This window comes from Ensifer sp. SSB1, from assembly GCF_016652895.1.
Taxonomy (GTDB): domain Bacteria; phylum Pseudomonadota; class Alphaproteobacteria; order Rhizobiales; family Rhizobiaceae; genus Ensifer.
Window position 1 is genome coordinate 1 of record NZ_JAEPRP010000186.1, and the last position, 10,155, is coordinate 10,155.

At 60.6% G+C, this 10,155-nt stretch carries 8 protein-coding genes, 1 tRNA gene and 1 pseudogene; 6 read left to right on the forward strand and 4 right to left on the reverse strand.

Going from position 1 to position 10,155, the window contains the following annotated elements:
* Positions 1-434 (reverse strand): annotated as a pseudogene (locus I8N66_RS31165) (S1 RNA-binding domain-containing protein); the annotation flags it as partial.
* A 745-nt stretch (positions 435-1,179) separates the two neighbouring features.
* Here I8N66_RS31165 and I8N66_RS31170 point away from each other — a divergent pair.
* From I8N66_RS31170 to prfB, 3 genes are all read left to right on the forward strand, one after another.
* Positions 1,180-2,424 (forward strand): N-acetylmuramoyl-L-alanine amidase, encoded by a 1,245-nt coding sequence (locus I8N66_RS31170; protein WP_113537808.1) that lies wholly within the window; start codon positions 1,180-1,182, stop codon positions 2,422-2,424.
* A gap of 336 nt (positions 2,425-2,760) precedes the next feature.
* Positions 2,761-5,214, forward strand: a complete 2,454-nt coding sequence (locus tag I8N66_RS31175; RefSeq protein WP_113537809.1) for a penicillin-binding protein 1A — start codon at positions 2,761-2,763, stop codon at positions 5,212-5,214.
* Positions 5,215-5,310: 96 nt separating this feature from the next.
* A protein-coding gene (gene prfB / locus I8N66_RS31180) for a peptide chain release factor 2 (protein WP_113537810.1) occupies positions 5,311-6,442 on the forward strand; the annotation gives its coding sequence in 2 pieces (ribosomal slippage) (positions 5,311-5,379 and positions 5,381-6,442; 1,131 coding nt in all).
* A gap of 63 nt (positions 6,443-6,505) precedes the next feature.
* Here prfB and I8N66_RS31185 read toward each other — a convergent pair.
* Positions 6,506-6,994, reverse strand: coding sequence for a hypothetical protein (locus I8N66_RS31185; protein ID WP_113537811.1), 489 nt, complete (start codon positions 6,992-6,994; stop codon positions 6,506-6,508).
* A gap of 104 nt (positions 6,995-7,098) precedes the next feature.
* Positions 7,099-7,872: an NAD kinase gene (locus I8N66_RS31190; RefSeq protein ID WP_113537812.1), complete on the reverse strand. Its 774-nt coding sequence runs from the start codon at positions 7,870-7,872 to the stop codon at positions 7,099-7,101.
* Positions 7,873-8,029: 157 nt separating this feature from the next.
* On the opposite strand from I8N66_RS31190, the gene I8N66_RS31195 reads away from it, so the two are divergent.
* The 3 genes from I8N66_RS31195 (at position 8,030) to I8N66_RS31205 (ending at position 9,519) form a co-directional block, all read left to right on the forward strand.
* Positions 8,030-8,105 (forward strand) — tRNA-Thr (locus I8N66_RS31195).
* A 420-nt stretch (positions 8,106-8,525) separates the two neighbouring features.
* The gene (locus I8N66_RS31200; RefSeq protein ID WP_291162427.1) at positions 8,526-9,041 is read left to right on the forward strand and encodes a hypothetical protein; all 516 of its coding nucleotides are present in this window, start codon (positions 8,526-8,528) and stop codon (positions 9,039-9,041) included.
* Between the two features lie 142 nt (positions 9,042-9,183).
* The gene (locus I8N66_RS31205) at positions 9,184-9,519 is read left to right on the forward strand and encodes a VOC family protein (RefSeq protein ID WP_291162430.1); all 336 of its coding nucleotides are present in this window, start codon (positions 9,184-9,186) and stop codon (positions 9,517-9,519) included.
* Positions 9,520-9,538: 19 nt separating this feature from the next.
* On the opposite strand, the gene I8N66_RS31210 is transcribed toward I8N66_RS31205, so the two are convergent.
* On the reverse strand, positions 9,539-10,155 hold a 617-nt coding region (locus tag I8N66_RS31210; RefSeq protein WP_291162433.1), incomplete at its 5' end, for a LysR substrate-binding domain-containing protein.

Genomic DNA, 10,155 nt, shown 5'->3' on the forward strand with positions numbered 1-10,155 from the left:
TCGACCACCGGTTCGGCGGCAGCGGCTTCTGCCGGCTGTGCCTCGACTTCGGCCTCCGTAACGACCGCGAGGTCGACGGGAACGGACAGTTCGCTTGCCGGCGCCGGTGCGGTTTCGACATGTTCGATGTCGTCATCGCGCCGCGCTTCTTCAGCTTCTGCCTTCAGCAGTGCCTGGCGATCGGCAAGGGGGATCTGGTAATAATCGGGGTGAATTTCGGCGAAAGCCAGAAATCCGTGGCGGTTGCCGCCGTAGTCGACGAAGGCGGCCTGCAGCGAAGGCTCCACTCTGGTGACCTTCGCCAGATAGATATTGCCGCGGATTTGCTTCTTATGTTCCGACTCGAAGTCGAATTCTTCTATGCGGTTCCCGCGTACGACAACGACGCGCGTCTCCTCGGAGTGAGACGCATCGATAAGCATTTTCTCTGCCATCTAAGCTGTGCTCCTCGGCGCACCAGCGGAACGGGAGACAGACCTGCTTCCTTGGGAAGACTGCCAAACACGTCGGAAGGTGCGCCGGATATGAAAGTTCTCGTCTGGCGCAGGTGATTGTGCAGCAGCCAGACGACAGCCGGAACACCTGTGTTCCGGGGCCGTTCTACTTCTGACCGATACTGCTGAGTCAACATCAATGACCAAACAAGAATGCCAATGTCCAAGGTCTCATAAAGACCCGATGAATGCGCCCGCTTGCGGGCGTTGGTGAAAAATCACCATCAAGAACTCCGGCCACCGCCGGAAATTTGCGATCCAGTGTACGAGGAGGAAATGCAGCGACGGCGGATGAACACCTTGCGACCGCGGAAGTGCGATACGTTTAACCGGTTAATCCGGTTCGACCACTCCCTGGCGCCAAGCTTTGGAGAAGCTCCGGCTGCCCGGTCGACTGTTCTATCCCGTCAACACTTTCTCCTTGTGACGCTTTTATGTTTTCTATGTCACATTGGCAAGGGAAAAGCCCGTGCTGCCACAATAATGATCGATTCGCTCGTCCACGTGGAGTAGGCCGACAAAAGATGAATCGATGGTGTCGGTGCGGGGCGCAAGATGGCTTTTGTCAAGCTTTGATTAACCATAAGAGTTCATTGATCAAGGTATGTGCTGGTGGCCGCGTCGGCTGCCATCTGATTTTCGAGAAAGTGGTGGGGAGCCCAAGGTGAAGCCTTTGGCGGTTTGTATGCGCGGTTCGCTGTTGTCGTTGATGTCGCGCACGGGTTGGCGTTTGCTCGGTGCATCGTGGCTCGTCGGCGGTCTTCTCTTGAACGTGCCGGCCGCCCATGCCGTCGAGCCGGCCCCCTTGCTCGCCTTCGGTGCACGGATCGCCGGCGACGACGCACGCACCCGGGTCGTCGTCGAGTTCGACCGCAAGCCGGACTTCTCGCTTCACTACGTCGCTGATCCCGTTCGTGTGGTCGTCGATCTGCCGGAAACGGCTTTCGGCCTGAAGGCCGACAGCCTCGAGCCGCGTGGTCTGTTCGATGCGATCCGCTACGGCGGCATGGGCGCGGGCAGTTCCCGCATCGTGCTTTCCGCAAAAGGCCCCGTTGCAGTGACCCATGCGGAAGTGATCGCGGAGGAGGGGGGCAAGGGCTACCGCCTGGTCCTCGACGCTGAACGGGTCGACCAGACGCGCTTCGATGCGCTTCTTGGCGAACAGCAATGGACCGGTTCGGTCGCCGCGACGAAAACCGACCGACCCGTCGCCGTTGCGCCGACGAAGGAGGGCGGACCCTTCATCATCGCGATCGATGCCGGCCACGGCGGCATTGACACCGGTGCGCTCGCCGGCGAGACGAAGACGGAAGAAAAGCACGTCACCCTGGCCTTTGCGCAGGATCTCGTCGAGGCCTTGAACAAGGGCGCCGGGATCGAGGCTTTTCTCACCCGCGACAAGGATGTTTTTCTCTCGCTGCCGCAGCGCGTGCAGATTGCCCGCAACAAGGGCGCCAATCTTTTCATCTCGCTTCACGCCGACGCGCTCCGGCAAAAGGATATTCGCGGCGCGACGGTCTATACGATCTCCGACAAGGCGTCCGACCACTTGGCCGCAGGTCTCGCGGCGCGCGAAAACCTATCGGACGAAATCGCCGGCGTACCGCTTCAGAGCGAGCCTGCGGAGGTCGCCGATATCCTCATCGATCTGACCCGCCGCGAGACGCAGGCCTTCTCCGTCAACATGGCGCGCGCTGTGGTTTCTTCCTTCGAGGGCCAGATCAATCTCATCAACAATCCGCACCGCTTCGCCGGGTTCCGCGTGTTGCAGGCTCCCGATGTGCCGTCGATCCTGCTGGAGTTGGGCTTCCTGTCGAACAAGGAGGATGAGAAGTTGCTGCTGGATCCGGCGTGGCGCAAGAAGGTTTCGGAGCGTCTTGCGGTCGCCGTTCAGCGTTATCGCGAGCAGGCAGTCGCCAGCGGCGGCTGACAAATGACGGCACGCGCGGGAACGAAGTGATTTGTGTCGCCTCGGTAACAGCGTTATGCTTTTCAACTGGATGCGCACGCTATAATCGGAAACAGCCCTATTTTACGCACAATCCGGGACGTAACCGGAATTGCGCCCGGTTTTGTTGAGAAACGAGTTGATGCCCGGGGTTCCTCGCCATATGAGGAGCCGGGCTGGCGGGGCGCTGTGATGCCAGACGATTTCTGATGGAAGAGTTTGGTCGGACCGACGCTATGTAAGCCGGCGGGACAGAGCATGGACTGTCGCTCGGCGGTCCGGCAATTGGACGATAATTAAGGTACCGGTATCTGGCTGATGATCAGGCTGATTGGATATTTCTTCGGGATTGGTGCGTTTCTGCTGCTTGGCGTGGCTGGAGCCGCGGCGCTTTATTTGGGCGTCGTGACCAAGGATCTACCTGACTACGAGGTTCTGGCGAAATATTCGCCGCCCGTGACGACGCGCTTTCATGCCGGAAACGGCGCGCTGATGGCAGAATATGCCCGTGAACGGCGCCTCTACCTGCCGATCCAGGCCATTCCGGATCGCGTCAAGGCAGCCTTCATCTCGGCCGAAGACAAGAACTTCTACCAGCATCCGGGTGTCGATATCACCGGTCTGGCGCGTGCCATCGCAGTGAACTTGCAGAACTTCGGCTCCGGCCGTCGCCCGGTTGGTGCATCGACGATCACGCAGCAGGTGGCAAAGAACTTCCTGCTGAGCTCGGACCAGACGATCGACCGCAAGGTCAAGGAAGCGATCCTCTCCTTCCGCATCGAGCAGGCCTACAGCAAGGACCGGATCCTTGAGCTCTACCTCAACGAGATCTTCTTCGGCCTGAATTCCTACGGCATTGCCGGTGCGGCGCTGACCTATTTCGACAAGTCGGTCACCGAGCTCACCATTGCCGAAACCGCCTATCTTGCCGCCTTGCCGAAGGGCCCGGCCAACTACCATCCGTTCCGCAAGACCGAAGCCGCCATCGAACGCCGCAACTGGGTGATCGACCGCATGGTGGAGAACGGCTACGTCACCAAGGCCGACGGCGAAGAAGCCAAGAAGCAGCCGCTCGGTGTCAACCCGCGCCGCGGCGGCGCGCATCTCTTCGCCTCCGACTTCTTCGCCGAAGAGGTCCGTCGGCAGATCATTCAGAAGTACGGCGACAATGCGCTCTATGAAGGCGGCTTGTCGGTTCGCACCTCGCTGGACCCGCGTCTGCAGATCGCAGCGCGCAAGGCGCTGCAGGCAGGGTTGCTGAGCTACGATGAACGCCGTGGCTTCCATGGTCCCGTAAAGACCATCGAGATCGGCGGCGATTGGGGCGAACCGCTGGGAGCGGTTGCCGCCTTCAGCGATGTTCCGGAATGGAAGCTTGCCGTCGTACTTTCAGTCGATGCGCAGGGTGCCGAGATCGGCATCCAGCCGGAAAAGGAAGCCTCGGGCAAGATCGTTGCCGAGCGCGTCACCGGGCACATCTCCACCAAGAACATGCAGTGGGCCTATCGCTCCGCCAACGGTGACCGCAAGTCTGCCAAGTCCCCTGAGGGGGTCTTCGGCGCCGGCGATGTCGTCTATGTCGAACCCTTGCCCGAGAAGGGCGAATATCGTCTCCGCCAGCCGCCGAAGGTTCAGGGTGGTCTCGTGGCGATGGATCCGCAGACCGGCCGCGTGCTGGCCATGGTCGGCGGCTTTTCCTATGGCCAGTCGGAGTTCAACCGCGCGACGCAGGCGATGCGCCAGCCGGGGTCGTCGTTCAAGCCCTTCGTCTACGCCGCAGCGCTCGACAACGGCTATACGCCGGCATCGGTTATCCTCGACGCGCCGATCGAAATCGTTGCGGGCGGACAGGTCTGGCGTCCAGAAAACTATGGTGGCGGCTCCGCCGGTCCGTCGACGCTGCGCCTCGGCATCGAGAAGTCGCGCAACCTGATGACCGTCCGCCTCGCCAACGACATGGGCATGAACCTGGTTGCCGAATATGCCGAGCGCTTCGGCATCTACGACAAGATGCCGCCGCTGCTGGCGATGTCGCTGGGCTCGGGCGAAACGACGGTTCTGCGTATGGTCTCAGCCTATTCGGTGCTCGCCAATGGCGGCAAGCAGATCAAGCCGTCGCTGATCGACCGCATTCAGGACCGCTACGGCAAGACGATCTTCCGGCATGAAGACCGCACCTGCGACAACTGCAACGCAGGCGATTGGCAGAGCCAGGAAGAACCAGTCCTGACCGACAACCGCGAGCAGGTGCTCGACCCGATGACCTCCTACCAGATCACGTCGATGATGGAGGGTGTGGTGCTGCGCGGCACGGCCGCCGGAAAGATCAAGCTCGATCGTCCCGTCGCCGGCAAGACCGGTACGACGAATGACGAAAAGGACGCCTGGTTCGTCGGCTACACGCCGGACATGGTCGCCGGCCTCTATCTTGGTTTCGACAATCCGGCCCCGCTCGGGCGTGGCGCGACCGGCGGCAGCCTCGCCGTGCCGATCTTCAACGACTTCATGACCGAAGCGGTCAAGGGCACGCGCCCGAGCAAGTTCGTCGTGCCTGAAGGCATGAGCATGGTCGCTGTCAACCGCAAGACCGGCATGGCCGCCCAAGAGGGCGAGCCGGACACGATCATCGAGGCCTTCAAGCCCGGCACCGGCCCGGCCGACACCTTCTCGGTCATCGGTGGCCTCGACCAGTACGTGCCGCCGGAGGAGATCCTGAAGAATTCGCCGCAGGCGAACCAGGCGGTGACCTCGGGCTCCAACGGCCTGTTCTAAGCCTTTCCCCTCTTGGGATGCCCGCCGCCTTTACATCAGCGGCGGGCATCGCTATTTGACGCTCACTTCATATCGGGGTTCACAAGAAGCAGGATCATGCGCAGCGAAATCGAGAACATTGTCGACGAAATCAAGCAGGCCATAAGCCTGCTGAGGAGGCATCTTTGACTGGGATCAGGCGGTAAGACGACTGGACTGGTTGAACAACAAGGCCGAAGATCCGACCCTCTGGAACGATGCTTCGGAAGCACAGAAGCTGATGCGCGAGCGCCAGCAGCTTGACGACGGCATCAACGGCCTGCGTCGTTTCGAGCAGCAGCTCAACGACAACATCGAGCTCATCGAGCTTGGCGAGGAAGAGGGCGACGCGGCGATCATCGCGGATGCCGAACAGGCGCTGCGCGAACTGCGCAACGAAGCAGCCAAGAAGCAGGTCGAGGCCATGCTTTCCGGCGAGGCCGATCAGAACGATACCTATCTCGAAGTGCATTCCGGTGCCGGTGGTACCGAGAGCCAGGATTGGGCCAACATGCTTCTGCGCATGTACACCCGCTGGTCCGAACGCCAGGGATACAAGGTCGAGCTGATGGAAATCCAGGACGGCGAAGAAGCGGGCATCAAGTCTGCGACGCTGCTCGTCAAGGGCCACAATGCCTACGGCTGGCTGAAGACCGAATCAGGCGTGCATCGCCTCGTTCGCATATCGCCTTATGACAGCAACGCGCGCCGTCACACCTCGTTCTCCTCAATCTGGGTCTACCCGGTCGTGGACGATTCGATCCAGATCGACATCAACGAGAGCGATTGCCGTATCGACACCTACCGTTCGTCGGGCGCCGGCGGCCAGCACGTCAACACGACAGACTCGGCCGTGCGTATCACGCATATCCCGTCGGGCATCGTCGTGCAGTGCCAGCAGGAGCGTTCGCAGCACAAGAACCGGGCGAAGGCCTGGGACATGCTGCGTGCCCGCCTGTACGAGGCCGAACTGAAGAAGCGGGAGGAGGCGGCAAACGCCGAAGCCGCGTCGAAGACCGATATCGGCTGGGGTCATCAGATCCGTTCCTACGTTCTGCAGCCCTACCAGCTCGTCAAGGACCTGCGTACCGGCGTCGAGAGCACGGCGCCGGGCGACGTTCTTGATGGTGAGCTCAACGAGTTCATGGAAGCGGCTTTGGCCCACCGTGTCAGTGGTGGGGCGGATGCAGCCGTCGACGATCTGAACTGAGGCCGGAAGCGGTCTGAAGAATTTGAACAGGGCCGGGTGTTCGCATCCGGCCCTTTCGTTTGCTCAGTTGGACGCGCGCTCGATCTTGATGTCGCCAAGGTCGTCGATGAGCACCGTCCACGTTTCCGGTTCGCGCGCGCTGGGGTTGGTCTTCAGATAAACGGTCGCGAACATGCCTGGCTGGGCAGTGACGCCCGTCGAAGTCTCCGGGCGAATGTCGGTGACATAGGCCTTGAATGCCGAGAACTCTTCGAGTTCCGCCGAAGAAACCACCACGGGTCCGGCGGCTGTCGCCTCGACCTGCTGCAGGTGGATCTGTGCGGTGCCATCCGCTTGCCGAAGAGCGATCAGTTTGTAGTAGCCGCGCCGGGCGTCGCTCGGTTTCTCGGCAGCCGCGTTGGGGTCAAGGGATGAAAGCGGCTCACCACTTTCCTCCCAGTAGCCTGTGCTTGTCACGAAGGTTGCCTGCGGCGGCACGACGTTGGCGTCCTCGGCCTCGGCGCTGCCGTAGCTTACAAACAGGAGCAGCGCGAGGAGGGCGGGTTTGTGCATCTGGATCGTCGTCCTTGGGGTGGCTGCTTGCTGCCGTGTTGCTGCTGGCCGGCGGAAATCGGGCCGGGAGGATGATAACATATGTCGCGCGGGGAACGTTGCGCTCAGTTCGAAAATTGCTCGGCCAGGATGCGGTCCGACCAGGAATGATCGGGATCCGAGAGTATGCGCGCCGTCATGTTTTCCGATTCGGCGATCCGCACCTTGACCACCGACTTCACCTCCTGGTGATCGGCGACCGCGTTGACCGGCCGCTTGTCAGCTTCGAGGATTTCAATCTCCACGGTGACGTGATTGGGCAGCAGCGCGCCGCGCCAGCGCCGCGGGCGGAAGGCGCTTACCGGGGTCATGGCCAGAAGCGGGGCTTCGAGCGGCAGGATCGGTCCGTGGGCCGAGAGGTTGTAAGCGGTGGAACCGGCGGGCGTCGCCACCAGCAACCCGTCGCAGGTCAGTTCCTCGAGCCGTGTTTTTCCGTCGATCAGGACGCGCAGTTTTGCGGCCTGGTAAGACTGGCGAAAGAGGTAGACCTCGTTGATGGCAAGTGCCGTGAAGCTCTCGCCATAGACGTCGGTCGTCTGCATCTCCAGCGGATGAAATGCGTTCTCGACTGCCTGGCAGATGCGGTCCGTCAGGTTCTTGCTGCTGTAGCGGTTCATCAGGAAGCCAACGGATCCGCGGTTCATTCCGTAGACCAGCTTGCCGCTGTTCATCGTCTGATGCAGCGTCTGCAGCATGAAGCCATCACCGCCGAGCGCCACGATGACATCGGCCTTTGCCGGATCGTTGTCGCCATAGATCGCCTTGAGATCAGCTGCAGCCTTTTGTGCCTCCTCCGCGGAAGAGGCGAGGAAGGCGAAGGAATTGAACGTTCGGGCCATGAAACTTTAGTCCGTTCGATGTGTTGCATGCCGCTGGCGGCGATCTCTCGACCCCGTTTCTGGCATGGCCGGCAACCGAACGCATCTGAAAAATTGGGAGAAATCGCAATTTTGCTTTACACCGCACGAGATTATGGTAACTCCGAGCCCAGTAAGTGCCCTTATAGCTCAGTTGGTAGAGCGGCTGATTTGTAATCAGTAGGTCGGGAGTTCGAGTCTCTCTGGGGGCACCATCAACCAACTCATCCCTGCTGAAATCTCTCATTTTTAGAATTCTCGACCGGATCATTATCTGAGGTACGGGAACTAAACTCGTCTATTTTTCCGCCAGGCGTTTCCTGCGTAGCAGTCAATTGCGCCCTGCAAGAAAACAGGCGTGCCGGCCAGAGCGCCGACAATGGAGAACAACGGGCCGTAGATCAGCGCACTGAGCGGAATCATCGAAGCACATTCTCCGATGCCATCCCTTAGGCAATTGTACGATCCGCCCTCGAAGATGCCATAGACAGGCAGAAACAAACCCGCGACGATCAGGCTGACAAGGATTGCTGAGACCGCAGAGACGATCAGGGTTCCAAAAGTTCTCATAGCTCTGGGATATAGAGAATTGCCGGTCCGGCCAACGTCGATTGTTCGAGACGGGTGAGTGCCGAATGACGCTTTCCCTATTGGTTTCTTTGCAAAGGTCTGTTGTCATCAAGCGCTTCCATTCAGGGACACGTAAAATCACCTTGGCCATGTGTGCGCTGCTGGCGTCGATCAGATGCGCCGTCGTCTTGCTTTGCAGCCTTGTCGTGCTCGCGGCAGGCTCAGCCGGTGCACAGGAGGCATCCGCTTGGGCTGAGGTGATCTCAGGCGCCACCCATGTTCCGGGTGTGGGGCCTATCCGGTACTCGGTTGGATACAGCAGCGTCGGGTATGATCACTTTCGTTCGGAGATCTTCGTTCAATGGCGCGATGGCGCCGGTCGGACGCAAACCATCTACGACGGCATTTACGACAATCCGCCCGCCAAGGTCCGGGGCGTTCAAGGACATCTCTGCGTTTCGATGCAGATCTGCGCGCGGTATGAAGACGTCTGCACGGCGCGGGTGATAGCCTATCGGTATGATGCGGCGGCGAAGGTCTTTGCCCAACTCGAGAACGGTGGCACGCTCTGCCACCATTAGACCCCGCCCTTGATGCCGGCCACTACCGTCCTTCTAGGCGTCGGCAAAACGCGTTCGATACCTTCGTCAGATCTTGATTGAACGCGTGTCTCAGTTCAGTTTCTGCTCACGGCAGGGAGAGGGGAACATGCCGGCTATCGGCTTGGATATCGGCGCCGTCTTTGTTCCGGTTTCGGACATCGAACGAGCCAAAGCGTGGTATGCGCGCTTGCTTCAGGTCGATGCGCCGGAAACGCTCTACGGCCATCTCGCGGTTTTTCCCAGAGGGGGTGGCGCACGGCTGCTTCTCGACGCCAAGATATTTGCTTCCGGCTCGCGGCGGGAAGCGCCGCTCTTCCACTTCGACACGCAAGATGTGGCGGCCGCGTATAGCTACGCGACCAGCCTCGATGTCGAAATCGTCACGCCGGTGCAATTCGAGCAATGGTTCACGATCCGCGACCCCGACGGCAATGTCTTGATGATTTGCCGGTGTTGAGCAGCACGAGACGGAGACGTCAGATGTCGAAGGAAGGCGCCATCCGCACCGGAACCTCCCGGCATTTCTGCAAGGCGTTGAGAAGGTTTTCGGCGAGATAGTCGATCAGCGCCCGGGTTGCCGGCAGCATGCCCTGGCGGGACGGGAAGACGAGGTGGACCACGACGTCGTTGGAGGTCCATTCCGGCAACACCGGCGCCAGAACACCGGCGCGGAAGGCCCGCTCACAGATGTGGTCCGGCAAGAGCGCCACGCCCATGCCTTCGATCGCGGCACGTTCCAGGATTATGAAGTCGCTGCAGCCGATAATCGGACGATGGGAAATTTCCGTGGTGTTGCCATCGACCGAGACCAGCCGCCAGACATCGGTCGGGTGTTGCTCATTCATCGACAGCGTTGCCTGCTGGCTGAGGTTGTCGATCGTGATCTCGCCTGAGCGCGCAAGAAACGTCGGGCTCGCCGCGAGCCGTTCGCGCACTTCCCCGAACTTGCGGATGATGAGTTGATTGTCGGTGTCGAGCTGTCCGCGGGCGCGAAGCGCCACATCGACCCGCTCTTCGATCAGGTCGATGCGGCGGTTGGTGGCCGTAATCAGCAGTCGGACGCCGGGATAGCGCCGATGAAACGCCGGAAGGA

Bases quoted from the DNA above. Each gene is read 5' to 3' on its own strand.
- I8N66_RS31185 (WP_113537811.1), bottom strand. From the start codon at position 6,994: ATGCACAAACCCGCCCTCCTCGCGCTGCTCCTGTTTGTAAGCTACGGC.
- I8N66_RS31175 (WP_113537809.1), top strand. From the start codon at position 2,761: ATGATCAGGCTGATTGGATATTTCTTCGGGATTGGTGCGTTTCTGCTG.
- I8N66_RS31200 (WP_291162427.1), top strand. From the start codon at position 8,526: ATGACGCTTTCCCTATTGGTTTCTTTGCAAAGGTCTGTTGTCATCAAG.
- I8N66_RS31170 (WP_113537808.1), top strand. From the start codon at position 1,180: ATGCGCGGTTCGCTGTTGTCGTTGATGTCGCGCACGGGTTGGCGTTTG.
- I8N66_RS31190 (WP_113537812.1), bottom strand. From the start codon at position 7,872: ATGGCCCGAACGTTCAATTCCTTCGCCTTCCTCGCCTCTTCCGCGGAG.